Origin of the sequence: Amaricoccus sp. W119 (assembly GCF_047275745.1) — a bacterium.
GTDB lineage: Bacteria > Pseudomonadota > Alphaproteobacteria > Rhodobacterales > Rhodobacteraceae > Amaricoccus.
This window is the reverse complement of record NZ_JBKQWU010000013.1, coordinates 1-26,190: the sequence shown is the minus strand read 5'-3', so window position 1 is coordinate 26,190 and position 26,190 is coordinate 1. Positions and strand designations below refer to the sequence as shown.

Below are 26,190 nucleotides of genomic sequence, written 5' to 3'. Positions count from 1 at the left end.
GCTGTCAAACCCGTAAAGGTCAGATTGGCCTGACAATTACCATGATGGCGATCACAATCAACGCGATCGTGGGAATCTCGTTCACGAGCCGATAGGTTCGGCCGCCGAACCGGTTCTCGTCGGCGGCGAAATCACGGCACCGCGCGGTCAGCCAGCCTTGAAAACCTGTGAGGGCGAGAACGCAGGCGAGCTTGATATAGAACCAGCCGGCCGCCCAATCAACCACCCCCGGGATGCCAGCGAGCAGGATGCCCAGAAGCCACGTGACGAGCATGGCTGGATTCATGATGTATTTCAGGAGCTTGTACTCCATGATCTTGAGGGTTTCATTGAGGCTTTTGCTCTCTTTCCCGCGTTCGGAGTGATAAACGAAAAGTCTGGGAAGATAGAAAAGCCCGGCCATCCAGCTCACCATCGCCACGATATGGAAGGCCTTGATCCAGGGGTAGGCGGCGGTGAGCAGGTCGCGCATGGGGTCGGTCCTTCGAGGCAGTGGGGATTGTCTTAGCAGGTGCCGGATGGGACGCAAGATGGCCCCCGTCCCACTTTCCCGAGGGTTCATTCCTTGAAATTTGATTGAGAAGGTATGCGGGTGAATCCTGGGGATTAAAGTTCAGGATTTCTTTCCCACATAGTTTTCCACAGGTCTGTGAAAAACTCGACGGATCGAGCGTATCAACCATAAGTTGTGTGCCTTCAAAATTAACCGTTCTGTTTCAATTCCTTACATAACCAACCCGCGGCAATCCACAGGCTGTGAATCACGGGTTGAAGCGGCCGATGCCGGGCCTGCCCTGAGTTATCCCGATTCCGGGAAAAGTTCGTCGGCGTCGGTCGTGGCCTGTGGGTCGCTTCGGGCTACGCGGTGATCGATCGGAGCTGTCCTCGACTCTCCCGGTCGATACCGGGCGAATTACCCGGGTTATCCCCAGAAGCGTCCCCGGGATTCCGCGGCCTCGCTCCCGGATGCCGCCTCTTGCGTTCGGAATCGCGACGCTCCAGAACTCGATCCGAGCCGAACGGAGGCCGCGCCGCGGATGCCAGACCCAGCGATCCTGCCATTGATTCTCGCGTCCCGCTCCGAGGCGAGGGCCGGAATGCTGCGCGCGGCGGGTGTGTCGGTCGAGGTCTTCCCGGCAGCCGTCGACGAGACGGCGATCAAGGAAGGGCTTCTCGCCGAAGGAGCGCCGCCGCGCGATGTCGCCGATACCCTGGCCGACCTCAAGGCGCGTCGCGTGGCCGTCCGTACCCAGGGGCGCGGCCTGAGGGTGCTGGGCGCCGATCAGGTCCTGGTCTCCGAGGGCCGGTTCTTCGACAAGCCGGCCTCGGTCGGGGAAGCCCGGGACCAGCTCGCGCGGCTCCGTGGCCGGACCCATGAACTCCTCTCCGCCGCCGTGATCTATGAGGATGGTACGCCGGTCTGGCGGCACATCGGCAAGGCGACGCTGCGAATGCGACCCTTCAGCGATGCTTTCCTCGACCACTATGTCGCGGGGCAGGGTGCCGCTCTGCTGTCGACCGTCGGCGCATATCGGCTCGAGGCGGAAGGCGCGCAGCTTTTCTCCCACGTGCAAGGCGACTATTTCACCATTCTCGGGCTGCCACTGCTCGAGGTTCTCGGATTCCTTCGCAGCAGAGGGATGCTCATCGAATGACCGCGCATTCTCCGCCTCTCGCCGGGGTGATCGGCTGGCCGATCGGCCATTCCCGTTCGCCCCGGCTGCACGGGCATTGGCTGAGCCGCCACGGTATCGATGGCTTCTACATCCCGATCGGTCTCGCACCGGAGGATTTCTCGCGGGGCCTCGCAAGCCTGCCGGCGCTCGGGTTTCGCGGCGTGAACGTGACCATACCGCACAAGGAGGCGGCGCTGGCGGCGGCGAGCGAGGCGACCGACACCGCTGTCCGGATCGGGGCCGCGAATACGCTGACGTTCCTTCCCGACGGTGGCATTCACGCCGACAATACCGATGGCTACGGCTTCATCGAGAACCTGCGTCAGGGGGCGCCCGGCTGGACGGCGGAGCGGGGGCCGGCGCTCGTCCTTGGCGCCGGTGGGGCGTCGCGGGCGGTGATCGCCGCCTTGATCGACGCGGGCGCGCCCGAGATACGGCTCGCGAACCGGACCCGTTCCCGCGCCGAGCAACTGACCGAGCATCTCGGCGGCCCGGTCGTTGTGATCGACTGGGACGAGGCGTCGGAGGCGACGGATGGCGCGGCGACGATCGTGAACACCTCCGCGCTCGGCATGGTTGGCCAGCCGCCGCTCGACATCCGGCTCGACGCGGCGCCGGCGCATGCGCTGGTCAGCGATATCGTCTACGAGCCGTTGATCACTCCGATCCTCGCCGCGGCGGCGGATCGCGGCCTGCGCGTGGTCGATGGCCTCGGCATGTTGCTCCATCAGGGGGTGCCGGGCTTCGCGCGGTGGTTCGGGGAGACCCCGCGGGTCGACGCCGATCTGCGCGCCGCGGTATTGGGCGGGACATGACCGGACGGCCGCGTCCATTCCTGCTTGGCCTGACCGGCTCCATCGGCATGGGGAAGTCGACCACGGCGGAGATGTTCCGGGCCGAGGGCGTTCCGGTCTGGGATGCCGACGCGGCCGTGCATCGGATCTATGGCGCGGGCGGGTCGGGGGCCGTTGCCCTGTCGCCGCTGGTTCCCGGCGTCGTCACGCCAGATGGCGGGGTCGATCGCGCGGCGCTTCGCGCCGCGATCGGCGAGGACCCGGCGCTGCTTGGCAGGGTCGAGGGCTTGATCCATCCGCTCGTGGCCGAGGATCGGGCCGCGTTCCTCGCCGCGGCCGAGGCGGGGCTTGTTGTCTGTGACATTCCGCTCCTGTTCGAGACCGGCGCCGATGCCTGGCTCGACGCGGTGCTGGTCGTCACCGCGCCGCCGGAGGTTCAGCGGGCGCGCGTGATGGCGCGGCCCGACATGACGGAGCAGGATTTCGCCCGCTATCTCGCCCGGCAGACCCCGGATGCCGAGAAACGCGCGCGCGCGGATCACGTGATCGACACCTCGCTCGGCATCGAACACGCCCGGGGCCAGGTCCGGTCCCTGGTCGCGCGGTTGAATGGAAGCAGGAATGGCGGAAACGATGCGTGAAATCGTGCTCGACACCGAAACCACGGGTTTCGATCCCGACTCCGGGGACCGTATCGTCGAAATCGGGGCCGTCGAACTCCTGAATCATCTGCCGACCGGCCGGGTGTTCCACGTCTACATCAATCCCGAGCGGGAAGTGCCGGAGGAAGCTTTCGCCGTTCACGGGCTGAGCACGGCGTTCCTCTCGGACAAGCCGGCCTTCGCGAAGATCGCCGCCGATTTCCTCGCCTTTGTCGGCGAGGCTCGGCTGGTGATCCACAACGCCGCCTTCGACGTGAAGTTCCTGAACGCCGAGCTTCGCTGGGCCGGGCATCCGGAGATCGCTCCCGCGCGCGCCGTCGACTCGCTGGAGATGGCCCGGCGCCGGTTTCCGGGGGCGAACAATACGCTCGACGCGCTGTGCCGCCGCTTCGGTGTCGACAATTCGGCGCGCGAGAAACATGGCGCGCTGCTCGACTCCGAACTGCTGGCCGAGGTCTATCTGGAACTGGTCGGCGGGCGCCAGCCGGGTCTCGTGCTCACGGTGGGTGGGCTGGGGAGCGCCCGGACCGTCGAGGCGATCTACGTTCCGCCGCCCCGGCCGCGGCCACTGTCGCCGCGGATCACCCCCGGGGAACGGGCGGCGCATGCCGCCTTTGTCACGGAACTCGGGGAGGCGGCGCTCTGGTCCCGGTCCGGTTGAGCCCGGAACCTCGCGCTGCCTGATCAGGCTCTCGTGATCACGCCTGGGCGGGCGTCGAGGTCTGCGCCGCCTGGCGGCGGGCGATCTCGGCGCGGTAAAGGCCGAGGAAGTCGATCGGCTCGAGGTTGAGCGACGGAAATCCGCCGTCCCGCGTCACATCCGAGATGATCCGCCGCGCGAACGGGAAGATCAGCCGCGGGCATTCGATCATCATGAGCGGGTGCAGCTGCTCCTGCGGCACGTTCTGGATCAGGAAGAGCCCGGCGTAGTCGAGTTCGATCAGAAAGACCGGCTGGCCCTGGATCGAGCTGTTCACATTGAGCTTGATCATGACCTCGTAGCGGTCCTCGGCGCGGCCCGCGGCCTCGACATTGACCTTGACCGAGATTTCCGGCTGGCTTTCGGGCGATGCGACGCCCTTCTGGGCCGCGATGTTCTCGAAGGAGAGATCCCGGATATACTGGGTCAGGATGCTCAGCCGCGCCTGGGGCGCGTTCTGTTGGGCCGCGTTCTCCTGGGCCCCGTTTTCCTCGGCCATGACAATATCCTTTCCGGCGCGACTGCTCTGGGTCGCGCCGGGTCTAGCACGCGGATCTGGCCGTCACAACGCGCTCCGGGGCCAGTGGTGAGGGCTCTCGCCGCGGCCGGATGGCACGATTCGGCTCGGCGCGCGGGCCGGTCGCCCCCCGTGGGCGATCAAAGCGGAAGATCTCGTGCTGACGGTCAGTGCGAACGGGTCCAGCCAGACCCGCCGCGGCGGGGCGTATCGCCATCTCTGGCTTCGGACGCGCCGTCCTCGATCACCTCGTATTCGGCGTCGATCGGCCCTTGCGGGCCCTTGCGGGCCATGCCGGGGCCGGAACCGGGGCGGGACGATGCCGGGCCGGGGCGGGGGGATTGCCGGGGGGATTGCTGGCCCGCTCGACCGAACCGCGTCGCGCGAACCGTCATGACCCCGGCGCCCCGCCCGATCATCCAGCGCCGGATCGGCGGGATCAGCAGGAGAATGCCCCAGGCGGAGGTGAAGAACCCCGGGACAAGGAGCAGGACGCCCGCGATCATGATCAGCGCGCCATGCGCGAGCGGCCCGGTCGGATCGCCGCCCTTCTCCATGCTCTCGTTCAGCCGCATCAGCGCCCGGGTGCCCTGACCGCGCATCACCAGAAGCCCGGCGAGGCTCGATGCGATCACAAGCGCGAGTGTGGGCCAGAGCCCGATTTCGCCGCCGATGGTGACGAAAAGTGCGATCTCGATCAGCGGCAGGCAGACGAGTATAAGCAGAAGCGGCATGAACTCCGTCTCCCGTCGGGTTGCAAGAGGGTGGCGCATCGGTGGACTTGGCGCCTGGCAGTCCCTACATAAGATCGGGACGCCGCCGGTGCCACGCCCTGGCGACGAATTTGAACGAAAGGTCAGTTACCCGGATGGGTTCGCAGATGATCCAGATCATAATCCTCGCAGCCATCGCGCTGTTCCTCGTGCTGCGGCTGCGCAGCGTGCTCGGAACGCGTGAGGGTTACGAGAAGCCGACGGAGAACCTGCCGAAGCCCGCTTCGCGGGAGCGCCCGGCCTTCGACGTGATCGAGGGCGGCGGGCCGGATCGCGACATCTCCGATTTCATCGAACCCGACAGCGACGCCGGCAAGGCGCTCGCGGAGATGAAGCGGGTCGATCGGTCCTTCACCGTGGCCCAGTTCACCCACGGTGCCCGGCAGGCCTATGAAATGCTCGTGATGGCCTATGAGAAGGGCGATCTCGACACCCTGCGCCCGTTCCTGTCGCCGGAGGTCTTCGAGAGCTTCGAAGCGGCGATCAAGGAGCGCGAGGCCAAGGGCTATGTCGTCGAGGCGAATTTCCAGGGCGTGAGCGAGGTCAAGCTCGCCGACGCGCGCTTCGATCCGGCCACGGGCGAAGGCGAGATCGCGATGCGCTTCCTCGGCGAACTGACCTCGGTGGTCCGCGATGCCGAGGGCCGGATCGTGGAAGGCTCACCGACCGAGCTTCGGCGCCAGCGCGACATCTGGACCTTCAGCCGGGTGATGACCTCGGACAATCCGAACTGGCTCCTGACCGGCACCGCCGGCTGATCCCGGAATCGCGAGTTTGGGGCGCCGACGCCGCAACTTGACGGAGGGCGAGCGGGCTCTGTGGGAACAGGTCGCGGCGAGCGCACGGCCGTTGCAATCCACGGTGAGCCCCGCGGCGCTCGAAAGCCGCGATGCGATGCCGCTCGCCTCGCCGCCAACGAGTTCGCCACTCGCCGACCAGCCCGCGGCTCAGGCGGTGGTTCCCGCCGCGCTGCCGCGACTCATGCCGGAGCGCGCGCCGGCGCGACCCGCGGCGCCCTCGATCACCTTCGATCTCGCCTCCGATCCCCATGTCGCGCTCGACCGGGCGCATCCGCATATGGACCGGCGCCGGTTCGAGAGCCTGCGCCGCGGCCGGCTCAGTCCGGAGGCCCGGCTCGATCTGCACGGGATGACCGCCGAACGGGCGCACGCGGCGCTGATCTCCTTCATCCTCGGCTCCCATGCCATCGATCTGAGGCTGGTCCTCGTGATCACCGGCAAAGGGCGGCCGCCGGAGGAAGGGTATTTCCCGGCGCGTCACGGGGTGTTGCGACATAATGTGCCGCACTGGCTCGCCGCCGCGCCGCTGGGCCCGCGGGTGCTCCAGGTCGCGCCAGCGCATCGCAAGCATGGCGGAGCGGGTGCCTATTATGTCTATCTGCGCCGGCGGCGGTAAGCCGCCCGCGATTCTCGGAGTGCTGAAATGATCGACGACGCGCTGGCCGAACGCTACATGCAGGCTCGGGAAATCGCCGCGCGCGCGGGCGCGCTCGCGCTCGTCTACTGGCAGACCCGCGACCAGCTGGTGATCGAGTCCAAGGCGAGCCTGCAGGACATCGTCTCGGAAGCGGATCGCAACGTGGAGCGCAGAATCCGCGAGGAAGTGGAGCAGAATTTCCCCGGCGACGGGTTTCTCGGCGAGGAATTCGGCGAGACGCCCGGTTCCACCGGCTTCACCTGGGTGATCGACCCGATCGACGGGACCTCGCCCTATCTGCACGGCATGCCCAACTGGTGCGTCGCGATCTGCCTGCTGAGAGACGGCGAGCCGGTCGCCGCGGTCATCTCGGCGCCGACGCATCGCGAGGATTTCGCAGCGGTGGCCGGGGGAGGGGCGCTCCTGAACGGGGCGCCGCTCCGGATTCCGGCGGATGTGACCATCGGCAATACGACGACCGGCGTCGGCACCAGCCAGTACAGTGAGCCAGAGCGGACCGCCGAGATCGCCCGCGACCTGACGGCCCGGGGCGGGATCATGTTCAACAACGGCTCCGGCGCGCTCATGCTCGCCTATGTCGCGGCGGGGCGCCTCGCAGGCGTCATCTCGGAATACATGAACGCCTGGGATTGCCTCGGCGGCCTCCTGATCGTGCGCGAGGCCGGCGGCCAGACCGCCAAATTCCGCGACGACGGGGATTTCTCGAAGCCCGACCGCGTACTCGCGGCCGCCCCGGCCGCCTGGGACGCGCTCTCGGCGATCATGGCGCCGCGATGAGCGACGCGCCGCGGCCGGGAGAGGCCATCGCGGAAACATCACTCGCGGAGGATGCACGGCTGACCTTCATCGGCCGGCTGAGCACGCCCTGGCGTGAGCGGGGCGACTGCCCGCGGCAGGGATCGGTTGATGGGCCGGAATGTCGCGTCGAGGTGTTTCCGCGCTGGCAGGCCGCGCTCGATGGGCTGGAGCGGTTCGAGGAACTGGAGCTTCTCTACTGGATGGACCAGGCGCGGCGGGATCTCCTGACGCAGTTCCCCGCGCATCTGAGCGCGCCACGCGGGACTTTCGCGCTGCGCTCGCCCGCGCGGCCGAATCCGATCGCCACCTCGCGCGTTCGCCTGATCGGGATCTCCGGGCGGATGCTGACCGTCCGTGGACTCGATTGCGTCGATGGCACGCCGCTCCTGGACATCAAGCCGGACCGCTGCGCCTTCATGCGCCGGGGCTGAGAACCGATGGCACGGTTGCTCGCAGGACTGGTTCTCGGGGCCGTCGCGGCGGTGATCCTCGCGCTGGCGCTCGCGCTCTCGATCCGTCCGGCGCTGCCGGAGCTGGAGGTCGCGGATGCCGCGACCGCGGCGCGGACGCGGGATCTCGCGCGCACGGCGCAGGATCTCCTGTCGCTCGAACCGGCCGCGGGTGAGCTTGCGCTGCCGATGGAGCAGATCCGGGCGCTCATCGTCTCGGCGCGGCGCATCCAGCCCGGGGTGAGAGCGCGGGCCGAAGTCGAGGACGGGCGCCTGGTGCTCCGTGGTGCGATCGGCGCCCCGGCGCTGCCCTCGCGGCTGTTCTGGGTCAATCCGACGCTCGTGATCGCGCCGTCCGACAACGGGCTCGTCATCGAACGGGCGGCGATCGGCCACCTTCCGATCCCGCCCGTTCTCGTGCGCTGGGCATTGTCGGAGGCGCTCGACCGCTTTCTCGGACCGGACTTCGGCGGGATCGCGCTCGGGGCACTCCGGGAGGTCCGGATCGCCAGCGACCGGATCGATCTCGGCTACGCGCTCGACGAAGGCGACCGGGAACGCTTCTACGAGGGCTTGAAGAGCCGGGTCCGGGGGCTCGCGGGCGGGACCGACAGGGGCCGGATCTACACGCATCTCTGGTTTCTCGACCGGGCGGGCGACCGGCGCGGGCTGCCCAGAACCGGATCGGTCGTACCCTATCTGCGCCATGTGGTCGCCCAGGCCGAGGGGGGCGAGGACATGAAGGCCGCGCTGCTCGCGCTGACGCTCTATTGCGGCGAGGAGGCGTTCGGGCCGGCGATCGGCGCAAGTCTGGGAGAGGGGATGCGGGGCAGGCGCAACCATTGCGAGCGCACGACGCTCGGCGGTCGCGATGACCTGAAGCGGCATTTCATCGTCTCGGCCGGGCTCTACGCGGCGCGGAGCGGGCAGGTCGCCTTCGGCATGGGCGAGCTCAAGGAGCTGCTGGACAGCAACGAAGGCGGCAGCGGCTTCAGCTTCGACGACATCGCAGCCGATCTCGCCGGCGCCCGGTTCGCCCAGCTCACCCTGATGACGCCGGAGGCGGAGCGGCCGGCGCTGCTCGACCGGATCGGCTCCGAGGCCGATGTGCTTCCGCCGCTCGACGGATTGCCGAGCGGCCTGCGGGACGCGGAATTCCGCTCCCGCTACGATGACGTGGAAAGCCCCGCCTACCGGGAGCTGATCGCCGAGATCAACCGCCGGATCGATGTGATGCCGCTCTACGCCGGCACGTCCGACGACGGTTGATCCGCGGAGGCCAGCTTACTGCCCGTTGGCTTCCAGCCATGCCTTCAGTTGGGCGATTTCCGCTTCCTGCGCGGCGATGACCGCCTCCGCCATCCGCCGGAGCGTGGGATCGGTGCCGTGTTCCAGTTCGATCCGGGCCATCTCGACCGCCGCTTCGTGATGCGGGATCATGCCGCGGGCGAAATCGACATCGGCGTTTCCGGTGTAGTCGATCGACATGTCGCGGTGCATCTTGTCCGCGGCGTCGATGAAGGCCTGGGTCGAGGCGCTCGCCTCGGCTCCGCCTTCGGAGGCTCCTTCGGACATCCCGGAATGCTCCGAGCCGTGGTCCATCTTCATCTGCGCGAGCGCGGGCCATCCGAAGGCCGCCGCGACGAGGCCGGCGATCGCGGCCGCTGCCAGTGTCGTTCTCATCGGTGTTCTCCACTCAATAACCAGTGGCCGGGCTCCTAGGAGCCTCCGGCGCGGGAAGGTCAAGGGGGAGGGGGACCGGGGGTGCGCGGCTCGCCCGATCGTGTTCCGGTCGTGTACGACGGGATCGTTTTCGGGACAGCGGCGTTCCCCGGCGCCGGTCAGCCCTGTACCGCCACGCTGTCGCCGAGCCGGGCGAGCAGGGTTTCGTAGGCCGACATGACGGGACCGAATCCCGGATCGAAATAGTCGCGGTAGAAGTAGGGGACCGGATAGAGCCGGCCGGAGCAATCGTCCATCATTTCATTGATCCGTTCGTCCAGCTTCTCCGTGTCGGGCAGCCGGACGTAGATCGTATCTTCGTCGTCCTGAACGAAGACCACCTTCTTCACGGGACGGCGAATCACCGCGATTCCCGCGAGCTGGCGGTTCAGGTCGGCGGCGGAGGCGGGGCGAGTAGAGGGGTCGCGGGCCCATTCGGTCACGAGCCTGCCAAGCTCGATATAGTCCGCCACTTCCATCGCGTCGCGCGCGGGTTGTTTCGCATTGATGTCGAACACCGAGAATACACTCCATTTCAAGAGATTACTGTGTGTCAGAGCCTTGAGGTCCGGCCTGGGACCGAGGGGCTGGCGCCGCTCTCGCGGGTCGCGCCGCGCTGGCTCTGGTCCGGGCTCACCGCGACCGATGCTTCGCCGGCGCGGTCCTGATTCATGTTCGAGGTCTCCTTCGTCCTTCGAGATCAGGAAACCATGGGTGGCGTTACAGCGACGTGACACGTCCCTAAGCGCGTAAATCACGCGATGACGGGAGGGAGATTGCGCCCGCCTTCGTGATGATCCATATTTCCGGATAATAAAATCGAAAGCACCGGGTCTCACCGGTGACCTTGGGGAAGAACGCAAATGGGTATCCGCACACTCGCGCGGGAGCTGAATCTGTCCATCGGGACAGTCTCCCGCGCCCTCAACGACAGACCGGACGTCAACGAATCGACACGCGCGCGGGTGAAGGAGGCGGCCCGGCGCTCCGGCTATGTTCCGGACCAGTCAGGGCGCAGTCTGAGAAAGGGGCGCACGGGAATCGTCGCCGCGATCGTGCCGACGAGCGGGATCGGCGGGCAGGCGGACAGCGGCTTCTTCCGTATCCTCGAAGGATGCCGCCGGGGGCTCCTGGAGCGGGAGCTCGATCTCATCGTGCTGTTCCGGGGCGCGGAGGAGGACCCGCTCGAACATCTGCGGCGGATCGTGTCGCGCCGGCTGGCCGACGCGGTGATCGTCAACCAGACCAAGCCGGACGATCCGCGGCTCGACTACCTGCGCGCGGCGGGGGTCGAGCACGTCGTGCTGGGCCGGAGCGGGGCGCATGACCTCGGAAACTGGGTGGACTTCGATCACGCCGGGGCGGCGGCCGAGGCGGCGCGGCTTTTCCTGCGCGCGGGGCATCGGGAACTCGCGCTGGTGCTGAGCGCGCTGGAGATGAACTACGAACTCCTGCTCGCCGATGCCTTCCGCGCCGAGGTGGCGCGCTACGGTCTGGGTCCGGACGCGGTGCGGGTCATTCGCGCGGGTACCAACGGCCGGCTGACCGAGGAGGGGCGGGCGCTCTTCACCTCGGGCCGCCGACCCTCGGCGATCCTCGCGGGCCATGAAAGCATCGCCGCGGCGCTCTACGCCGATCTCGGCGGGCTGGGACTTCGCCCGGGTCTCGATGTCGGTCTCATCAGCGCCTCGCCGACGGAGGAGAACAAGTCCCTCGCCCACAGCCTGACGCATTTCGAGACCGATCTCGAAGCGGGTGGCGCGGCGCTCGCGGACCGGATCGTGGCCCTCCTGCCGGAGCCGGGCACGATGCGGAAGCCACTGCCGCCGTCGCTGATCCCGATGTTGCTTCAGGTGCGGACAAGCCATCTCGGCGAACTCGACGCGCGCCGTTTCGCGCACAGCGCCTGAGTTCAAGCGCGCAAGGCTGAAACGAAACTGGCGCCGGAAGTCCGGCGCCAGCACCCGTGGTGGTCTGTCCTGCCCGTCCGGTCAGAGATACGGAAAACCGTAGTATCCAGCGATCCGCTTGTCGAATTCCGGATCGTTCCAGTCCGGGTCCGTGCCGCGCTGGTAGCTCGGCGCGTCTTCCAGCTGGTCCCGCGAGACGTTCACGACATAGCCCGAGAGCTGGTCGTCATAATGGAGGCTCGCCCAGGGCAGCGGATGATACTTCTCGCCAAGCCCGAGAAACCCGCCGAAGGACAGGATGGCGTAGACCGCGTTACCTTTCCGTTTCGACAGGACGATATCGTCGATGTGACCGACCTTCTCGCCATCGGCGTTGAAGACATCGGTCCCGTTGACGGTCGTCGCACGGATATGGTCATGCGCGTTGGTCAGGGAGACTTCTTCCGGCATGAGAACCGCTCCATTCGTTGTACGTGACTGAAACGCCGGGGCTCGGGAAGGAGTTCCAGCCCGGGCGCGGGATCGGCGCCGATCGGCTGTAGTGCCGGAGGTGTGGTGGTGATCGGCGGGCGCCGGGTTGCCGCGTGACAGCTCGGCCGCGAGACGGCCGCCCTTCAATACGGGCGCGTTTCGTGGAAGGTCCCGGCGCCCGCCTTCGTCGGCTGAGCCCCTGCCACCCCGAAATGCGAGGCAGCCCGTGAAATCGACTGGTCTGAAATGAGAAAGATAGGCTCAGTCAATGGCGGCGGCGCGAGCTTGTTTGGGGACAAGAGAGGCAGACGCGCCGCCGCCATCGCGGGAGGCGGTATCAGGCGTGATACGGCGCTCCCGCGGGGCGTCGGCCGCGATCGGCCCGGCCATGATCGGCCAGAACCTCCGGATCGCAGCTGAGCCCCTTGGCCGCGAGGTCGCGGGTCGCGGTGTCGCGGCCGTAGAGCTGGAGCCGCTTCAGCGCTTCGCACTGCGCCGCGCACCTCGTCTGAAGGATGGCAAGTTCCGCTTCCAGCACCGCGAGCGCCGAGTCGAGCGCCACGGCATGGGTGCCGACGACCGAGTCATAGGCGGCATGGGCGTTCGCGCGCCGCCGCTCCCGGGCGATCTTCGCGGCGCGCGAGCGCAGGCTCGCCTCGTCCTCCGGTGCCGGGGTCGACTCCGAAGCCCAGTCGGGATCGAGACCGTGCAGCGCCAGCGGGTCGGGAAGCAGACCCATCCCCTGGCTCGCGGCCAGATCCGGCGTGCCGAGACGGCCTACCAGGGCGCGCAATGTCGCGCGGATACCGGGATGCTCCAGCGGGACGGGGCGGGAGGCTGCTTCGAGGATCACCATGTCGGACTGAGCTTGCATGATGGATGGATCTCCAGCTGTCAGTGGATCTCGCGGCCAAGCGCCGCGCGCAGTCGGTCGGCGAACCGGGTCAAGGCGCCGCGCGGGGGTTCCGCGAGGTCCCGCCGGGGCGGGGTGCAATCCACCACATCCGGCAGGATCGCATCCGACCAGGCGCCGGCCGGCAGGTTCAACCGTTCCGAAGCGAGGGTCCGCGCCCGGTATCCGACGGACGGGTCGCGGTCCCGCGCCGCCATGATCGGCAGCGAGGCTTCGGGAAAGGACCCCGCGTAGCGTTCGTAGCTTTCCATGTTCGGTCATTCCTCGGCGGTTTCATTACCGATTAATACGACAGAGTTTATCGTGATTCACAAGGGGAAAAACGCGGGCCGCCGATTTTCCCCGACCCGCGCCGTTGCGATGATGATTTCGTGGGCATTTTCGCCGCGCGGGGTGGCCCGCGCGGCGGTTGCTCTCAGGCTTTGACGGTCGGCGCCGGCTCGGCTTCGACGCGCCGCTGGCCGCGGCCGAAGATCCGGGTGACGAGCACGAAGAAGGTCGGAACCAGGATGACGGCGAGGAAGGTGCCGGTGATCGTGCCGCCGAGCGTCGCCACGCCGATCGCCGTCCGCGCGCCCGATCCGGCGCCCGACGAGAGCACGAGCGGCAGCACGCCGAGCGAGAAGGCCATCGACGTCATGAGGATCGGCCTGAACCGCATTCGCGCCGCGTGTGTGATCGCATCGAGCACCCGCGCCCCGGCGTCGACCTGCTCCCGTGCGAATTCGACGATCATGATCGCGTTCTTGCCGGTCAGGCCGACGACGGTGAGAAGCCCGACCTGGAAGTAGACGCCGTTCGCCGAACCGCCCAGGAGCGCGCCGAGAAGCGCGCCGAGGATACCGACGGGCAGGGCGAGCAGCACGGCGAAGGGGATCGACCAGCTCTCGTAGAGCGCGGCGAGGCAGAGGAAGACCGCGGCGACCGACAGCGCGTAGAGCATCGGCGCCTGATCGCCCGATTCCCGCTCCTCGAGCGAGAGGCCGGTCCAGGCGATGTTGTAGCCCGGCGGCAGTTCGGCCGCGAGCCGCTCGACCTCGGCCATCGCCTCGCCGCTCGACACGCCATCGACCGGCGTGCCCTGCAGTTCCATCGCTGGGAGGGCGTTGTAGCGGTCGATGCCCTGCGGGCCGGAGGTCCAGTCGCTGGTGGTGAAGTTCGAGAAGGGCACCAGGTCGCCCGACTGGTTCGGAATGCGCCAGCGGTTGATGTCCTCGGGCAGCGCGCGCGCCCAGGGCTCGCCCTGCACGATCACCTGCTTGATCCGGCCGCGGTCGACGAAGTCGTTGACATAGGTCCCGGCCCAGGCGGTGGAGAGGAAGTCGCCCACATCAGCAGCCGTCACGCCGACCGCCCCGGCCTTTCGCCAGTCGATGTCGAGCTGGTACTGGGCCGCGTCCTCGAGCCCGTTCGGGCGAACCGACTGGATGAGCGGGCTCTGCGACAGAAGGCCGATGAGCTGATTGCGCGCGGTCAGCAGCTGCTCATGCGTCTGGCCGCTGCGGGCCTGCAGGAAGAAGTTGAAGCCGCTGACATTGCCAAGCTCGGTCACGGCGGGCGGCACGACCGGGAAGACCATCGCGTCCCGGATCTGGCTCAGGGCGCCGAAGGCGCGGCCGGCGATGGCCTGCGCCGACTGGCTCGGGTCGGGCCGCTCCTCCCAGTCCTTCAGCTTCACGAAGGCGAGGCCCATGTTCTGGCCGGAACCGGCGAAGGAGAAGCCGGTGACGCCGAAGACCGATTCGACGTTCTCTTCCTCGGCGGTCAGGAAGTAGTCCTGCACGTCGCTGACCACCGCGCTGGTCCGCTCGGCCGTGGCGCCGGCCGGGCCCTGGATCAGCGTCATCAGGATGCCCTGGTCCTCGTCCGGCAGGAACGAGGTCGGCGTCCGGATATAGAGCCAGCCCATGGCCACGACCAGCAGCAGGTAGATGATCATGACACGGAACGGCCGGCGGACGGTCCAGATATTGGTCCAGGCGTATTGCCGCGTCAGCCATTCGAAGAAGGTGTTGAACCAGCGGAACGGCGCCAGCGGCTGATGGTCGTGCTCCTTCGGCTTCAGGATCGTCGCGCAGAGCGCGGGCGTGAGCGTCAGCGCGACCAGCACCGAGAGCGCCATCGCCGAGACGATGGTGATCGAGAACTGCCGGTAGATGACGCCGGTGGAGCCGCCGAAGAAGGCCATCGGGACGAACACCGCCGAGAGCACCATCGCGATGCCGATCAGCGCGCCGGTGATCTGGTCCATCGACTTCCGGGTGGCTTCGAGCGGACCGATCCTCTCCTGCTCCATGATCCGCTCGACATTCTCCACGACGACGATGGCATCATCCACGAGAAGGCCGATCGCCAGCACCATGGCGAGCATGGTCAGCGTGTTGATCGAGAAGCCGAAGGCCGCCATCACCCCGAAGGTGCCGAGCAGGACGACCGGCACGGCGAGGGTCGGAATGATCGTCGCTCGGATGCTCTGCAGGAAGAGAAGCATCACGAGGAAGACGAGCACGATCGCCTCGACCAGCGTGCGAACCACCTCCTCGATCGAGATCGAGATGAAGGGCGTCGTGTCATAGGGGATCACATATTCGACGCCTTCGGGGAAGAACGGCTCCATCTCGGCGATGCGCTGCTTCACCAGTTCGGCGGTGTCGAGCGCATTGGCGCCGGAGGCGAGCTGGATCGCCATGCCGCTCGCCGGATTGCCGTTGAACCGGGCGATGGCGTCGTAGCTCTGCGCGCCGATCTCGACCCGCGCCACGTCCCGGACCAGCACGAGCCCGCCGTCGGTCTCGGCGCGGACCACGATCTGTTCGAAATCCTGCGGGGCGGAGAGCAGGGACTGGGCCTTCACGGTCGCGTTGAGCTGCTGGCCCTCGGGCGCGGGTAGCGAGCCGAAGGAGCCGGCGGAGATCTGCTGGTTCTGCTCCGAGACCGCGTTGATCACATCCGAGGGCGCGAGATCGTAGGCGGCGAGTTTCGAGGGATCGAGCCAGATCCGCATCGCATATTGCGAGCCGAAGACCTGGACCTCGCCGACGCCGGCGATCCGGCTGAACTCGTCCACCATGTTGGAAACGAGATAGTCGGCGAGGTCGGCCTGATCGACGGTTCCGCTGTCGGAACTGAGGCCGATGACCATCAGGAAGCCCTGCGAGGATTTCTGCACGGTCACGCCCTGGCGCTGGACGGATTCCGGCAGCAGCGCGGTCGCCTGCGAGACCTTGTTCTGCACCTGGACCTGGGCGATGTCGGGATCGGTGCCAGTCTCGAAGGTCAGCGTGATCGTCACCTGGCCTGCGGAGCTCGAGCTTGAACTCATGTAGCGCAGGCCGTCGATCCCGGTCATCTGCTGTTCGATGACCTGGGTGACGGTGTTGGTCACGGTCTCCGCCGAGGCGCCGGGATAGGTCGCGCTGATCCGGACCGAGGGCGGGGCGATCGTCGGATATTGCGAGATCGGCAGGGTCACGATCGAGAGCAGGCCGGCGCCCATGATGATGATCGCGATCACCCAGGCGAAGATGGGTCGGTCGATGAAGAAGCGGGCCATCGGTCACTCCGGGTTCGGGTTCGGGCCTGAAGCTGGGTTTGGGCCGGGGGTCTCGCTCGGAAACCGGAATGCCCAGAGGGTCGTGCGGGGGCCCCGGGGGGAGGCCCCTCGGGATCATTCAGGGATTGGCGGGCGCGGAGGCTTCCGCTTCCGCGACCTCCTCCCGTTCCGTCGGCTCGACCGTGGCGCCGGTCGCGATGCGCTGGACGCCTTCGACCACGACACGGTCGCCGGGATTCAGGCCGGCGGTGACGATCCACTGATTGCCCTGCGTGCCGTCGATGGTGAGCGGCCGGCTCTCGATCACGTTGTTCTCGTCCACGACATAGGCGAGCGGCTGGCCGCGGGTATCCCGGCTCACGCCTTCCTGCGGTGTCAGGATCGCGCCCGCGGCGACGCCGAGCGGGATCTCGACCTGGACGTACATGCCGGGCAGGAGCAGGCCATCGGGATTCGCGAACTGCATCCGCAGCACCACGACACCGGTGCTTTCATTGACATAAGGCTCCGCGGCGTAGAGCTCGCCGGTCACCGGATACCTCGATCCGTCCGCCAGCGTCAGCGAGACGTTCGGATTGGGCTTGTCGCCGGTTTCGGGCCGGTGACCGCGCCGCCACCGCAGGACCTCCGCCGCCGATTGCGTCACATCGACATTGACGGGGTCGAGCTGGCGGATCGTTGCCAGCGCGTCGGTCTGCCCGGCGGAGACCAGCGCGCCCCGCGTGGTCTGCGAGAGTCCGATCTCGCCGGCGAGCGAGGCGCGGATCGTCGTGCGGTCGAGATCGATGTTCGCCCCGATCAACTGCGCCTTGGCCAGTTCGAGCGCGGCCGCGGCGGCGTCGCGGGTCGCGACGCTCTCGTCCCGGGTCTGCAGGCTGATCGTATTGCGCGACAACAGCTCCTCGTTGCGCCGCGCATCCTGTTCGGCGGTCCGGAGCTCGGCCTCGGCCTGGGCGACCTGCGCCTCGGCTTGGGCGACCTGGGCACGGTAGGTGGCATCGTCGATCTGATAGAGCGGATCGCCGAGTTCGACGCTCGTGCCCTCGGTGAAGAGCCGCTCCTTGATGATGCCATCGACCTGGGGCCGCACTTCCGCGACGCTCGATGCGACGACGCGGCCCGGAACGATGCTGGTGAGCGTGACATCGGAGGCTTCGACGGTGACCACGGTCACGGGAACCGGCCCGCTGGCCTGCTGCGCGGCCGCGGATGTCGCCCCGGCGACGAGGAGACCCAACGCGCCGGCGAGGAGGGGTTTCAGGCGGAATGGCATGCGGCGGGCTCCCCTGGCGCGCGGACTCGATGGTTGACGAAACTGATCGGTTTCATAGCCGCGCTCCGCTTCTGACTTCAAGGCCTTTCGACGCGGCCTCTCGGGACTCGACCGTACCGGAGCGAGCGGGAAAGGGAAGGGGTTCAGGCGCGCCCGCGCCCGAACCGCCGGCTATCCGGGCGGATCATCGCTGGCGGTTGGCTATGGAGCGGGTGCCGTCCGGGTCCGGGCGCGCCGACCCCCGCGGCCAGCGCCCTGGCGGTCCGCGCCGGACGATCACGCGCCCGGACAATCACGCGCCCGGACGACGGGGCGCGGGCGGCTGCGCGCCGCCCGCGCGCTCCGGGTCCGCGCGAGGATCAGGTCGGCGAGGTCGTCTTCCGGGCGCGGGTGGCGCGTTTCTTCGGCGCCGCGGCGGCCTCGGTATCGGCGGCGGCGGTCTTCCGGGCGCGGGGCGCGCGCTTCTTCGGGGCGGGCTTCGCATCCTCGGCCACCGGAGCCGCCGAAGGGGCCTCGGCCGCGGGGGGCTCCACCGCGGGCGCCTCGGGGAGGGTCTCGGGGGGCGTCTCGGCCGCCGCGGTCTCCGCGGTCTCCGTCTCGGCGGGCGTCGGCATGGCCGCCTCGGCGTCCTCCGCCTCGATCGCGGCGGTCGCCATGTCCCAATGCCTTGTCTCGGACCCTTCCGGCTCCCCTTCGCTCAGCCAGATCTCATGAGCCTTCGCACGAATCCGCTCTTCCCTGTCGCTCGCCATGTTCCTCTCTCGGGTCACGATTGTCTCAGGCGGGTACCTTGCGCGCAAAAGCAACCCGCGCCAAGCCACCAACGGCCTTGTTGCTTGTCATTTCGCCGGGACGCCAACCGCCGGCTCCGTCGTCACGCTGACCGCCACGTCCATCCCGAGAAAATCCTCCGCCGCGCCCGTATAGGTCCCCGAGAGCGGGATCGCCTGCGCGGGGTCGCGCGCCACGGCGACGCGGATCAGGTCGCGGTTGCCGATGATCCCGTTCGTCGGGTCGAACTCGATCCAGCCGGCTCCCGGCAGATAGACCTCGCACCAGGCATGTGTCGAGCCGCCGCCCCGGATCGTCACGTCGTCGCGGCCGGGCACATAGACATAGCCCGAGACGAACCGCGCCGCGAAGCCGAGCACGCGCAGGCATTCCATCATCAGGAGCGCGAAATCGCGGCAGGTGCCCCGGCGGAGCGCGAGCGTCTGGGCGGGCGGCTGCGTGCCGCGTTCGTTCCTGCGGGCATAGGCGAAGCTCTCGTGGATCGCGTAGCAGAGCGTCATGAGCAGATGCCCGGTCTCGGTCTTGCCGTCCGCGCGCACGAACCTCAGCGCCCAGCGGGTGACGGTGTCGTCGGGATAATGCGGGCGCATCGTGCTCGCGAGATCCGGCAGTTCATCGGCGGGGTAGGCGAACGGATAGCGCAGCGCCGCGCGATCGGTATCGAAGACAAGCTCCGCTCTCGGCGTGTGGTCGAGGCGTATCCGGGTCTCGAACAGCAGCCCGGGCGCGGGACGGTCGAAGCCGAGGATCGCGACGCAGTTGCCGAAAACGTCGTGAATCCAGCGCGATCGCGCGGGGGCCGGGTCGGTCGCGAGTTCCGCGCCGAGCAGAAGCTGGTCGTGGCTGTCCCTCGGCCGGAACAGCAGGCGATGCTCGCCGAATTCCACCGGCCGTCGGTAGCGGTAGGTCGTGCTGTGGCGAACGTTGAATATGGGCATGGTCGTGGGGCTTGATCGACTGGCCGAAGGTAGCCGGGCGTGGGACGCGACGCCAGCGGCATCGACGCGCGCCGGTCGGGACGCGCGCGGCCGTCGCCGATGAATCCGGAAAACCCGGTGCCCGGCCGCGTCCGACTTCATCCCGGCGACCTCATCCCGGCGCCCGTGGCCGCGGTGCAACATTCCGCGGTAACCGGGGCGAAGAATGGGAACCGCCGGCATGTCTCGGGCATTGGTGTCCTGGAAGGAGGAGAGCCCGCGTAATGAGTTACAACCAGGACGACAAGCACATGGATTCAGGATTGAGCGAGGACACCGCCGCCCAGATCGGGGCGCGGCTGCGCCGATATCACGACGAATCCTCTGAACGGGGACTGTCTTCCGACCTGAGCGAGTTGCTGGCGCGGCTCGAAACATCGGAACGTCGGATCAATCCCACCGCCGGATAGAACGAGAGCGAGACGCCAGGCATCTCGCTCTCGCTTGTGTCACGGTTTCGTTCGCGAGCTTCGCGGGCTCCCTCAGCGGGTGATGACCGCGAAGAGATAGCCGGCCGCGAAGGCCACCGCGAGCGTCTGGATCGGCTTCGCGCTCAGCCGGGCACCGAGATCGTCGTCCACATCGGCCATGTTGGCACGGACCCGATCGATCTGGTTGCGGCCCGCCGCCGTGAGATCCGCCTTCAGCATGTCGATATCGGCGCGCAGCGTCCGCAGGTCCGATTTCAGCTGCGCGGCGTGCGAGTCGATCTCGTCATTGGCCATGGGGTTGCTCGTCTCCATCTTCTTCAGACTCCGTCGTGGGTTACCCGGGCACGTCGCTCGGGCGCTCTGCCTCGATGTGCACCCTTTCAATGCCCGGGCCCGGGAGCGGTTCCATCGAGCGGTTCCATCGTGGAGCGTTTCAGACGATCACGGTTTCGGGCCAGTCGATCCGGTAATGCACCCGGTCCTCGGCGATTTCGAGTTCGACCGAGCCGTTCAGGGCCCGCGGCACGATCTGGCCCAGGATCGCCTGGCCGAACCCGCGGCCGGGTGGCGCCTCGCGCGGCACGTTCAGGTGCTCGTCCCAGCACATCGCCTGCCCCTCGCCCGTGGTCTCCGTGCGGATCACCACCTCGCCCCGCCCGCGTCCGAACGCGCCGAAGGTGACCGAATTGACCGCGAGTTCATGCAGCGCGAGGCCGAGATGCAGCGCGGTGTTCGGGCCGACCAGCGGGTCGGGTCCCACCATCATCGGCGGGGCGATCCCGCGCCCGAGATGGCCGGAGATCTGGTTCAGCGCCAGTCGCTGGAACCGGATGCCCTGCCAGTTCGACCGGGTGATGAGATCCTGGCTGTGCGCGAGCGCCGCGACCCGTCCGCGGAACTTCCGCTCCAGCTCCTCCACGGTCTCGGCGTTGCGCGCGGTGTGGCCGAGCACGCTCTGCATGATCGCCAGCAGGTTGCGCGACCGGTGATTGACCTCGAAAAGCAGCGAGCGGAGCGTTTCCTCGCGGGTCTTCAACTCGGTGATGTCGTTGGCCGAGACGAAGAGCCCCCTGGCACCATCGCGGCTCTCGCCCTCCGCCGGGGGCAAGAGATCGGCCTCGATATGCAGTTCATACCAGGCGCCGCCGCGGTTGCGCTCCTTCCGCGCCACTTCGAGCCGGGCGGGCTTGCCCGTCGTCAGCACGTCGCGCTTGGTCTCGATCACCCGGGCCGCGGTCTTCTCGTCGAAGATCGCGACGTCGCCCTCGGCGAGGATCACATCGGCGGTCGGCCAGCCCGGAGGGGGGTTCTCGACCAGGCGGACGGCGAGATCGGCGTCGTGATAGAGAATGCAGAGCCCGCTGTTGCGCAACCCGCGAAGCAGGGTCTTGATCCGATCGACGGAAATCTCGCGTGTCATTGGCGCGGTGCCCGTTCGGTGCGACGATCCCTTCAGGCCGGCACCGATGCCATCGACCGGGCTCATCGCCTCGCGGGCGCTCCGTGCCAACCCTTCGTTCAAACCGTCGCGGGCTTCCTGAGTTCCAACCCGTGCTTCGACCGGAATCCCGCCCCGTGGTTCGCCGCGTGCTTCGACCGGAACTTCGACCGGCGTTCCGACGGGGACTTCGACCGGTTCTTCAACCGGTGTCGCGGGCGGAGATCCAAGCGGCTCGGGCGGTTGGGTCACGGAACCCTCATGCCGCCGCGCTCGCCGCTTCGTTGAAGAACAGCGCCTGGCCGATCAGCGCCTTGACCATGTTCTCGTCGAAGGGCTTGGTGACCAGGAAGGCCGGCTCCGGCCGTTCCCCGGTCAGCAGATGCTCCGGGAAGGCGGTGATGAAGATCACCGGCAGGACGGAGGTCTTCAGGATATCGTTGACTGCGTCGATCCCGGAACTGCCGTCGGCGAGCCGGATATCGGCGAGGACCATGCCCGGCGGGTCCGCGCGGTAGAGCGCGAGCGCCTCGGTATGGGTGCGCGCGACCCCGGTCACACGATGGCCGAGCGAATGCACCATCTGCTCGATGTCCATGGCAATGAGCGGCTCATCCTCGATGATGAGGATCGAGGTCGCGACCTGCCGCGAGATCTCCTCGGCGGCCTTGGCCATCAGGGCCCGCGTCTCCTCCTCCTCGAGTCCCAGCACCTCGGCGACCTCGTGTTCCTCGAACCCCTCGACGGCGCTCAGCAGGAAGGCCTGACGCGCGAGCGGCGAGACGAAGGCGAGATTGCCGGCCGCGCGCTGTTCCCAGGCGAAGGGCGAGGAACTGCCGTCGATATTGACCTGCAGGCTCGAATAGAGGCCGGCGAAGAGCTTGTAGATGCCGATCCGGTCGCTGCTCGCGTTCGGAAAGATCTTCACATCGGCGATCAGCGCCTGAAGCATGGCGGCGACATAGGCGTCGCCCGAGGTCTGGGAGCCGGTGATGGCCCGGGAATATCGCCGCAGATAGGCAAGATGCGGGGCGATGCGGGTAGAAAGGCTCATCCTTGAGGCTCCTGGTCGGCGAGCTGAAGACTAAATCTGGCGCAAACGCGCAGGCGTGAAAAAAGTTCCTATCTTGGCGGAACTTTTTCTGTCGGGCGGAATTGACTTCGGTGACGCCAATACCATCGCCGCAACCATCGTACGAGAGTTCGAACCATTCAAGAGTATCTCAGAATGACCAAACCCCCCCGGCACCGCGGGCCCGCGGAGGGCCTGCTGGACCCGCACGGAGAGATCGCCGCGCGCCTCAGGGCGCTCTACGCCGAAGTCGAACGCGAGCCGATCCCGGCGGAACTCATCGACCTCCTCGAACGGCTCGACGAAGCCGAGGCGAAGAGTGCCCTGCATGAAAAGTGAAACGCCGACGTTCAAGCAGGCCATGCTCGCGGCGCTGCCGTCCCTGCGCGCGTTCGCGCTCTCGCTGAGCGGCCGCGCCGACCGGGCCGACGATCTGGTGCAGGAAGCGGTGATGAAGGCCTGGGCGAAGCAGCAGGACTTCAAGCTCGGCACCAACATGCAGGCCTGGCTCGTCACGATCCTGCGCAACACCTATTACAGCCAGATGCGCAAGCGCGGCCGCGAGGTGCAGGACAGCGAAGGGACCTTCACCGCCCGCCTCAGCGTCGCCCCGGCGCATGACGGCGTGATGGACATGGCCGATTTCCGCCGCGCGCTCGCCAGCCTGCCGGACGACCAGCGCGAGGCACTGCTCCTCGTCGGCGCCTCGGGCTTCTCCTACGAGGAGGCGGCGGAGATCTGTGGCTGCGCCGTCGGGACGATCAAGAGCCGGGTCAGCCGCGCGCGGAGCCGCCTGCAGGACATCCTGAAGATCTCCGGGCCCGGCGATTTCGGACCCGACCGCATCAGCGCCGGCGCCGTCGCCAAGGCTTTCGCCGAGTAGCGGCCCGAGCAGCCGGAGACGGACCGGAGACGGAAAGGGCCCCCGGGAGAGGTTCCCGAGGGCCCATGTGGTCTTCGCGTCGCGATCTTCGCGGCGCTCGCGGGTCAGCGGCGCCAGAGCAGCGCAACCAGAAGGCCGATCCCGACGAGCGCGACGGCGGCGGTCTGCGCCGGATGATCACGTACGGTGTCGCGCGCGCGCCGCTCGGCGAGACGCAACTCGCGGCCGAGATCGCCGAGCAGCGCCTCGCCATCGGCATAGAGCTCGTTCGCGCGCCCCGCGGCGCGGTCCCTCAGGCCTCGCCCGTCCCGGAGCGCCTGGCGCGACATCTTGTCGATCTGGCGGCGCAGAAGCGCGATCTCGTCACGAACCTCGGTGAGATCCGGAAGGTCGGAAATGGCGTCGCGGGTCTTGTCCCGAAGCGTGCTGGCCATATGGGTACTCCTGTGGCTGTTCCGTGTCCGGGAGCGATCCCGCGCTCCCGGTTCAGTCGCCTAACGTGCCTTTCCACCGATGGTTCCGCCTGGCCGGCCGCCGATCACGCCGTCGCGAAGCGGGATCGTCAGCGTGACGCGCAAGCCGGTCTCGGCGTAGTTGCGCTCGATCTCGCCGCCAAGTTCGTGTCGGATGTTCATGTCGATGAGCCGCGTGCCAAAGCCGGTGCGTTCCGGCTGTGCGACCGGCGCCACCGCGCGCTCCTGCCAGTGCAGGACCAGTTCCTCGGCGCCCGCGGGGCTGGGCGCGGCGTGCCAGGACACATCGATGTCCGGAGCGCCGCCCGAATACTTGAGCGTATTGGTCGCAAGCTCGTGGATCGTGAGGCCCAGCGCCTGCGCCGAGCGCTCGTCGAGTTCGATCGGCGGTCCGCTCAGCCGGCCATCGTCGAAGCCGTGGCCGAAGACCTGCGCCAGTTCCTGCCGCAGAAGCTCGCCCAGGTCCGCGCGCAGGTAGCGCGAGCGCGTGAGCACGTCCTGCGCGTTCGACATCGCCTGCAGCCGCTGGGTGAAGGATTGCAGGAACGCGTCCATATCCGCCGAGTTCGACGCGGTCTGCCGCGCCATCGCGAGTATGCGGCCGATGGCGTTCTTGATCCGGTGCTTCATCTCCTGAAGCATCAGATCCTTCTCCTCTAGGTTGCGCTGGCTCGTCGTGGCCAGCGCCTCGGTGGCCGCGTGGGCGCGCGCCTGCTCGCGCAGCGTCGCCGCCACGGCGCAGGCGAGCAGGACCGACAGGACGCCGAGCGCGAGCGCGAAGGGGGCGGCGCTCGGCGCGCGGAAGTCGATGCTCGGCCGGGCGGTCACGATCCATGTCCGGCCGCCGAATTCGAGCTCGTCGCGGACCACGAAAGCCTCGCTGAAGCGCGGATCGGCGGGGGCCCCGACCTCACCGAGCGGCAGGTTCGGCCTGGCGGCATCGGCGACGACGATATGCGCGCGCGGCGCGGCGCGCTCGAAGGCCGCGTCGATGAAGGCGCCCGCGCGGAAGACCGCGGAGACGAAACCCGCCGGCCGTCCCGTCGCCGATCCGTTTGTCCCCGGGGTGGCGTCGATGCCGAAGAGCGCCGCGTGGACGGGAAGATAGACGACGATCGTGAGCGGTCCCTTGCCGGGGCCGCGGACCGGCTCCAGCGGTCCGGTCGCGCTTGGTTCGCCCCGGGCGATGGCGCGGTCGATCGCCTCGCGACGGTCCGGCTCGGAATAGCTGTCGAAGCCGCTTGCGCGCGCGTCCTGCCCGTCCACGGCCTCGAACAGCACCGCGACCGCCATCCGGGGCGCATTGGTATCCGGCCAGAGGTCCAGTTTTGCCCCGTTGTTGGCGGCATAGGCGGTCGAAAGCTCGGGAAGCTGCGATCGGTCGGCGAAGACGAGATAGCCGAGGCCGACGCTGCCCGGCGCGCGTTCTGGCAGGACGAGACGATCGACATAGGTCCGGAACTCCCGCGCGGTGATCCAGCCATGGGCGGATTCGAAATGCGCCGCCGTCGCCGCGAGCAGGAGCATGTGCCGGCTGGTCTGTTCCCGGAGCCGGTTCAGCCCCTGTTCGGCGACCGCCTCGAAGGCGAGCCGCTTGTTGCTCTGATCGAGCCGGAGGACGACGGCCGCTGCGACGAGCCCGGAGGCTGCGATCAGGAGCAGGGCGAGGAGCGGAAGGAGTCGTTTCATCAACCTTGTGGCGCGAGGTCTCGCCGAGGCCGCGGCGACCTTGCCCACTGTTGCGAAACCCGGGCACCGGGGCAAGCCAAAGGCGCGCGGCCGGTCGAGGATGTTTTCACGAAATATGTCAATGCGTCGCCGCCGGGTCGTGGTTCGCGGGCCTGCGGGACCGCGGGCCCGATCATCGCGACGCGATCTACTCCGGCTCCGCCGCGCGCGGCGCGTTGTCGAGTCGCCGCCGCGCAACGGTCATCCGGCCGTCGCGGAAATAGCTGGCAGGCCGAGAAAAATGGGGCGCCGATTGGCGCCCCAGTTGGGACAGACCTCTGAGATGAAGCCTCGCCGCGGGCGAGACAGGCGGGAGCACCGACTCCCCGCCTCAACTCCCCGCATGGATGCGAGGGCATTCATACGTTCCCATGGCGGTCAGAGGAGCCACCATCCGATACAAACGCGATAGCCTCTTGTCGGTTCCCGATTGGGGGCCGTCCCCGGCAAAGATCGCGACGGGCCCTCGCAACATCGATCTCTACGTGGGTGAGGTCGCCAACGAGCTCCACTTAACCTGAGCAGAAACGGATCGCGGCGCCGCTCGACATGATCCGGCTCTTCACTGTTGAGATCGGATGGTACCGCGGGATGCGGGGAGGCAAATTCCGCCCTAGGGCGTCGACTCATAAACTCTGACACCAGATCCTCGCGGCTGTGAGCTTGACGGCGGCGAGGAAGTTCTCCGGGTCCTTGTCGTAGCGTGTGGCGATGCCTCGAAACTGCT

Annotated in this window: 30 protein-coding genes and 1 pseudogene; 13 read left to right on the top strand and 18 right to left on the bottom strand. The window is 67.9% G+C overall.

The window, feature by feature from the left end; translation table 11 throughout:
- Positions 1-19: 19 nt before the first annotated feature.
- On the bottom strand, positions 20-472 hold the full coding sequence (gene hemJ / locus ACLJK8_RS09525) for a protoporphyrinogen oxidase HemJ (protein WP_413149969.1): 453 nt from the start codon (positions 470-472) through the stop codon (positions 20-22).
- A 565-nt stretch (positions 473-1,037) separates the two neighbouring features.
- Between hemJ and ACLJK8_RS09520 the strand changes: the two genes are divergently transcribed.
- Genes ACLJK8_RS09520 through dnaQ form a run of 4 tightly spaced genes read left to right on the top strand, consistent with a single transcriptional unit; the run spans position 1,038 to position 3,793 of the window.
- A complete protein-coding gene (locus ACLJK8_RS09520; protein ID WP_413149968.1) occupies positions 1,038-1,655 on the top strand; it encodes a Maf family protein in 618 nt (205 codons plus the stop codon).
- Complete coding sequence (locus ACLJK8_RS09515) at positions 1,652-2,491, top strand: shikimate dehydrogenase (RefSeq protein WP_413149967.1); 840 nt, start codon at positions 1,652-1,654, stop codon at positions 2,489-2,491. The genes ACLJK8_RS09520 and ACLJK8_RS09515 overlap by 4 nt, the downstream gene beginning before the upstream one ends.
- Complete coding sequence (coaE, locus tag ACLJK8_RS09510) at positions 2,488-3,111, top strand: dephospho-CoA kinase (protein ID WP_413149966.1); 624 nt, start codon at positions 2,488-2,490, stop codon at positions 3,109-3,111. The genes ACLJK8_RS09515 and coaE overlap by 4 nt, the downstream gene beginning before the upstream one ends.
- The gene (gene dnaQ / locus ACLJK8_RS09505; protein ID WP_413150041.1) at positions 3,104-3,793 is read left to right on the top strand and encodes a DNA polymerase III subunit epsilon; all 690 of its coding nucleotides are present in this window, start codon (positions 3,104-3,106) and stop codon (positions 3,791-3,793) included. Before coaE ends, dnaQ begins: the two co-directional genes overlap by 8 nt.
- A gap of 37 nt (positions 3,794-3,830) precedes the next feature.
- Here dnaQ and secB read toward each other — a convergent pair whose 3' ends face one another.
- Both secB and ACLJK8_RS09495 read right to left on the bottom strand, forming a co-directional pair.
- Complete coding sequence (gene secB / locus ACLJK8_RS09500; RefSeq protein ID WP_413149965.1) at positions 3,831-4,331, bottom strand: protein-export chaperone SecB; 501 nt, start codon at positions 4,329-4,331, stop codon at positions 3,831-3,833.
- Between the two features lie 185 nt (positions 4,332-4,516).
- A complete protein-coding gene (locus ACLJK8_RS09495; protein WP_413149964.1) occupies positions 4,517-5,083 on the bottom strand; it encodes an FxsA family protein in 567 nt (188 codons plus the stop codon).
- A gap of 134 nt (positions 5,084-5,217) precedes the next feature.
- On the opposite strand from ACLJK8_RS09495, the gene ACLJK8_RS09490 reads away from it, so the two are divergent.
- The 5 genes from ACLJK8_RS09490 (at position 5,218) to ACLJK8_RS09470 (ending at position 9,096) form a co-directional block, all read left to right on the top strand.
- Complete coding sequence (locus tag ACLJK8_RS09490; RefSeq protein WP_413149963.1) at positions 5,218-5,880, top strand: Tim44/TimA family putative adaptor protein; 663 nt, start codon at positions 5,218-5,220, stop codon at positions 5,878-5,880.
- Between the two features lie 91 nt (positions 5,881-5,971).
- Complete coding sequence (locus tag ACLJK8_RS09485) at positions 5,972-6,538, top strand: Smr/MutS family protein (RefSeq protein WP_413149962.1); 567 nt, start codon at positions 5,972-5,974, stop codon at positions 6,536-6,538.
- A gap of 27 nt (positions 6,539-6,565) precedes the next feature.
- Positions 6,566-7,357 (top strand): inositol monophosphatase family protein, encoded by a 792-nt coding sequence (locus tag ACLJK8_RS09480; RefSeq protein WP_413149961.1) that lies wholly within the window; start codon positions 6,566-6,568, stop codon positions 7,355-7,357.
- Positions 7,354-7,809, top strand: a complete 456-nt coding sequence (gene tsaA, locus ACLJK8_RS09475) for a tRNA (N6-threonylcarbamoyladenosine(37)-N6)-methyltransferase TrmO (RefSeq protein ID WP_413149960.1) — start codon at positions 7,354-7,356, stop codon at positions 7,807-7,809. The genes ACLJK8_RS09480 and tsaA overlap by 4 nt, the downstream gene beginning before the upstream one ends.
- 6 nt (positions 7,810-7,815) lie before the next feature.
- Positions 7,816-9,096, top strand: coding sequence for a hypothetical protein (locus ACLJK8_RS09470; RefSeq protein ID WP_413149959.1), 1,281 nt, complete (start codon positions 7,816-7,818; stop codon positions 9,094-9,096).
- A 15-nt stretch (positions 9,097-9,111) separates the two neighbouring features.
- Here the strand turns inward: ACLJK8_RS09470 and ACLJK8_RS09465 are convergent, their stop codons facing one another.
- Together ACLJK8_RS09465 and ACLJK8_RS09460 are read right to left on the bottom strand one after the other, a co-directional pair.
- Positions 9,112-9,510: a DUF305 domain-containing protein gene (locus ACLJK8_RS09465; protein WP_413149957.1), complete on the bottom strand. Its 399-nt coding sequence runs from the start codon at positions 9,508-9,510 to the stop codon at positions 9,112-9,114.
- Positions 9,511-9,668: 158 nt separating this feature from the next.
- On the bottom strand, positions 9,669-10,067 hold the full coding sequence (locus ACLJK8_RS09460; protein WP_413149956.1) for a hypothetical protein: 399 nt from the start codon (positions 10,065-10,067) through the stop codon (positions 9,669-9,671).
- Positions 10,068-10,412: 345 nt separating this feature from the next.
- Here ACLJK8_RS09460 and ACLJK8_RS09455 point away from each other — a divergent pair, with 345 nt between their 5' ends.
- On the top strand, positions 10,413-11,459 hold the full coding sequence (locus tag ACLJK8_RS09455; RefSeq protein WP_413149955.1) for a LacI family DNA-binding transcriptional regulator: 1,047 nt from the start codon (positions 10,413-10,415) through the stop codon (positions 11,457-11,459).
- Positions 11,460-11,540: 81 nt separating this feature from the next.
- On the opposite strand, the gene ACLJK8_RS09450 is transcribed toward ACLJK8_RS09455, so the two are convergent.
- The 7 genes from ACLJK8_RS09450 to ACLJK8_RS09420 form a co-directional block, all read right to left on the bottom strand.
- Positions 11,541-11,909 (bottom strand): PRC-barrel domain-containing protein, encoded by a 369-nt coding sequence (locus ACLJK8_RS09450; RefSeq protein ID WP_413149954.1) that lies wholly within the window; start codon positions 11,907-11,909, stop codon positions 11,541-11,543.
- A gap of 358 nt (positions 11,910-12,267) precedes the next feature.
- On the bottom strand, positions 12,268-12,804 hold the full coding sequence (locus ACLJK8_RS09445) for a hypothetical protein (RefSeq protein WP_413149953.1): 537 nt from the start codon (positions 12,802-12,804) through the stop codon (positions 12,268-12,270).
- A 20-nt stretch (positions 12,805-12,824) separates the two neighbouring features.
- Entirely contained in the window at positions 12,825-13,094 is a 270-nt protein-coding gene (locus ACLJK8_RS09440; RefSeq protein ID WP_413149952.1) for a hypothetical protein, read from the bottom strand.
- Positions 13,095-13,258: 164 nt separating this feature from the next.
- The gene (locus ACLJK8_RS09435; RefSeq protein ID WP_413149951.1) at positions 13,259-16,396 is read right to left on the bottom strand and encodes an efflux RND transporter permease subunit; all 3,138 of its coding nucleotides are present in this window, start codon (positions 16,394-16,396) and stop codon (positions 13,259-13,261) included.
- A 118-nt stretch (positions 16,397-16,514) separates the two neighbouring features.
- The gene (locus ACLJK8_RS09430; protein WP_413149950.1) at positions 16,515-17,669 is read right to left on the bottom strand and encodes an efflux RND transporter periplasmic adaptor subunit; all 1,155 of its coding nucleotides are present in this window, start codon (positions 17,667-17,669) and stop codon (positions 16,515-16,517) included.
- Between the two features lie 359 nt (positions 17,670-18,028).
- Positions 18,029-18,421: a DUF2934 domain-containing protein gene (locus ACLJK8_RS09425; RefSeq protein ID WP_413149949.1), complete on the bottom strand. Its 393-nt coding sequence runs from the start codon at positions 18,419-18,421 to the stop codon at positions 18,029-18,031.
- Between the two features lie 87 nt (positions 18,422-18,508).
- Positions 18,509-19,399: a transglutaminase family protein gene (locus ACLJK8_RS09420; RefSeq protein WP_413149948.1), complete on the bottom strand. Its 891-nt coding sequence runs from the start codon at positions 19,397-19,399 to the stop codon at positions 18,509-18,511.
- A gap of 263 nt (positions 19,400-19,662) precedes the next feature.
- On the opposite strand from ACLJK8_RS09420, the gene ACLJK8_RS09415 reads away from it, so the two are divergent.
- Positions 19,663-19,848, top strand: coding sequence for a hypothetical protein (locus ACLJK8_RS09415; protein WP_413149947.1), 186 nt, complete (start codon positions 19,663-19,665; stop codon positions 19,846-19,848).
- Between the two features lie 72 nt (positions 19,849-19,920).
- Here ACLJK8_RS09415 and ACLJK8_RS09410 read toward each other — a convergent pair whose 3' ends face one another.
- The 3 genes from ACLJK8_RS09410 to ACLJK8_RS09400 all read right to left on the bottom strand — a co-directional run bounded on the left by ACLJK8_RS09410 (position 19,921) and on the right by ACLJK8_RS09400 (position 22,361).
- Positions 19,921-20,181 (bottom strand): hypothetical protein, encoded by a 261-nt coding sequence (locus ACLJK8_RS09410; RefSeq protein WP_413149946.1) that lies wholly within the window; start codon positions 20,179-20,181, stop codon positions 19,921-19,923.
- Between the two features lie 121 nt (positions 20,182-20,302).
- Entirely contained in the window at positions 20,303-21,379 is a 1,077-nt protein-coding gene (locus ACLJK8_RS09405) for a sensor histidine kinase (RefSeq protein ID WP_413149945.1), read from the bottom strand.
- Positions 21,380-21,566: 187 nt separating this feature from the next.
- On the bottom strand, positions 21,567-22,361 hold the full coding sequence (locus ACLJK8_RS09400) for a response regulator (RefSeq protein ID WP_413149944.1): 795 nt from the start codon (positions 22,359-22,361) through the stop codon (positions 21,567-21,569).
- Between the two features lie 174 nt (positions 22,362-22,535).
- On the opposite strand from ACLJK8_RS09400, the gene ACLJK8_RS09395 reads away from it, so the two are divergent.
- Both ACLJK8_RS09395 and ACLJK8_RS09390 read left to right on the top strand, forming a co-directional pair.
- Entirely contained in the window at positions 22,536-22,718 is a 183-nt protein-coding gene (locus ACLJK8_RS09395; protein ID WP_413149943.1) for a NepR family anti-sigma factor, read from the top strand.
- Complete coding sequence (locus tag ACLJK8_RS09390) at positions 22,708-23,262, top strand: sigma-70 family RNA polymerase sigma factor (RefSeq protein ID WP_413149942.1); 555 nt, start codon at positions 22,708-22,710, stop codon at positions 23,260-23,262. The genes ACLJK8_RS09395 and ACLJK8_RS09390 overlap by 11 nt, the downstream gene beginning before the upstream one ends.
- A 104-nt stretch (positions 23,263-23,366) precedes the next feature.
- On the opposite strand, the gene ACLJK8_RS09385 is transcribed toward ACLJK8_RS09390, so the two are convergent.
- From ACLJK8_RS09385 to ACLJK8_RS09375, 3 genes and pseudogenes are all read right to left on the bottom strand, one after another.
- Entirely contained in the window at positions 23,367-23,696 is a 330-nt protein-coding gene (locus tag ACLJK8_RS09385; RefSeq protein ID WP_413149941.1) for a hypothetical protein, read from the bottom strand.
- 60 nt (positions 23,697-23,756) lie between these two features.
- The gene (locus ACLJK8_RS09380) at positions 23,757-25,424 is read right to left on the bottom strand and encodes a CHASE domain-containing protein (protein WP_413149940.1); all 1,668 of its coding nucleotides are present in this window, start codon (positions 25,422-25,424) and stop codon (positions 23,757-23,759) included.
- A 665-nt stretch (positions 25,425-26,089) separates the two neighbouring features.
- Positions 26,090-26,190, bottom strand: a pseudogene (locus ACLJK8_RS09375) (IS5/IS1182 family transposase); the annotation flags it as partial.

Excerpts from the sequence above, each read along its gene's own strand:
- dnaQ (WP_413150041.1), top strand. The coding sequence starts at position 3,104 with ATGCGTGAAATCGTGCTCGACACCGAAACCACGGGTTTCGATCCCGAC.
- ACLJK8_RS09430 (WP_413149950.1), bottom strand. The coding sequence starts at position 17,669 with ATGCCATTCCGCCTGAAACCCCTCCTCGCCGGCGCGTTGGGTCTCCTC.
- ACLJK8_RS09520 (WP_413149968.1), top strand. The coding sequence starts at position 1,038 with ATGCCAGACCCAGCGATCCTGCCATTGATTCTCGCGTCCCGCTCCGAG.
- ACLJK8_RS09415 (WP_413149947.1), top strand. The coding sequence starts at position 19,663 with ATGAGTTACAACCAGGACGACAAGCACATGGATTCAGGATTGAGCGAG.
- ACLJK8_RS09400 (WP_413149944.1), bottom strand. The coding sequence starts at position 22,361 with ATGAGCCTTTCTACCCGCATCGCCCCGCATCTTGCCTATCTGCGGCGA.
- ACLJK8_RS09435 (WP_413149951.1), bottom strand. The coding sequence starts at position 16,396 with ATGGCCCGCTTCTTCATCGACCGACCCATCTTCGCCTGGGTGATCGCG.
- ACLJK8_RS09480 (WP_413149961.1), top strand. The coding sequence starts at position 6,566 with ATGATCGACGACGCGCTGGCCGAACGCTACATGCAGGCTCGGGAAATC.
- ACLJK8_RS09495 (WP_413149964.1), bottom strand. The coding sequence starts at position 5,083 with ATGCCGCTTCTGCTTATACTCGTCTGCCTGCCGCTGATCGAGATCGCA.
- ACLJK8_RS09425 (WP_413149949.1), bottom strand. The coding sequence starts at position 18,421 with ATGGCGAGCGACAGGGAAGAGCGGATTCGTGCGAAGGCTCATGAGATC.
- coaE (WP_413149966.1), top strand. The coding sequence starts at position 2,488 with ATGACCGGACGGCCGCGTCCATTCCTGCTTGGCCTGACCGGCTCCATC.
- ACLJK8_RS09440 (WP_413149952.1), bottom strand. The coding sequence starts at position 13,094 with ATGGAAAGCTACGAACGCTACGCGGGGTCCTTTCCCGAAGCCTCGCTG.
- ACLJK8_RS09465 (WP_413149957.1), bottom strand. The coding sequence starts at position 9,510 with ATGAGAACGACACTGGCAGCGGCCGCGATCGCCGGCCTCGTCGCGGCG.
- tsaA (WP_413149960.1), top strand. The coding sequence starts at position 7,354 with ATGAGCGACGCGCCGCGGCCGGGAGAGGCCATCGCGGAAACATCACTC.
- ACLJK8_RS09420 (WP_413149948.1), bottom strand. The coding sequence starts at position 19,399 with ATGCCCATATTCAACGTTCGCCACAGCACGACCTACCGCTACCGACGG.
- ACLJK8_RS09450 (WP_413149954.1), bottom strand. The coding sequence starts at position 11,909 with ATGCCGGAAGAAGTCTCCCTGACCAACGCGCATGACCATATCCGTGCG.
- ACLJK8_RS09455 (WP_413149955.1), top strand. The coding sequence starts at position 10,413 with ATGGGTATCCGCACACTCGCGCGGGAGCTGAATCTGTCCATCGGGACA.
- ACLJK8_RS09395 (WP_413149943.1), top strand. The coding sequence starts at position 22,536 with ATGACCAAACCCCCCCGGCACCGCGGGCCCGCGGAGGGCCTGCTGGAC.
- ACLJK8_RS09470 (WP_413149959.1), top strand. The coding sequence starts at position 7,816 with ATGGCACGGTTGCTCGCAGGACTGGTTCTCGGGGCCGTCGCGGCGGTG.
- ACLJK8_RS09380 (WP_413149940.1), bottom strand. The coding sequence starts at position 25,424 with ATGAAACGACTCCTTCCGCTCCTCGCCCTGCTCCTGATCGCAGCCTCC.
- ACLJK8_RS09490 (WP_413149963.1), top strand. The coding sequence starts at position 5,218 with ATGGGTTCGCAGATGATCCAGATCATAATCCTCGCAGCCATCGCGCTG.
- ACLJK8_RS09515 (WP_413149967.1), top strand. The coding sequence starts at position 1,652 with ATGACCGCGCATTCTCCGCCTCTCGCCGGGGTGATCGGCTGGCCGATC.
- secB (WP_413149965.1), bottom strand. The coding sequence starts at position 4,331 with ATGGCCGAGGAAAACGGGGCCCAGGAGAACGCGGCCCAACAGAACGCG.
- ACLJK8_RS09410 (WP_413149946.1), bottom strand. The coding sequence starts at position 20,181 with ATGGAGACGAGCAACCCCATGGCCAATGACGAGATCGACTCGCACGCC.
- ACLJK8_RS09390 (WP_413149942.1), top strand. The coding sequence starts at position 22,708 with ATGAAAAGTGAAACGCCGACGTTCAAGCAGGCCATGCTCGCGGCGCTG.
- hemJ (WP_413149969.1), bottom strand. The coding sequence starts at position 472 with ATGCGCGACCTGCTCACCGCCGCCTACCCCTGGATCAAGGCCTTCCAT.
- ACLJK8_RS09385 (WP_413149941.1), bottom strand. The coding sequence starts at position 23,696 with ATGGCCAGCACGCTTCGGGACAAGACCCGCGACGCCATTTCCGACCTT.
- ACLJK8_RS09445 (WP_413149953.1), bottom strand. The coding sequence starts at position 12,804 with ATGCAAGCTCAGTCCGACATGGTGATCCTCGAAGCAGCCTCCCGCCCC.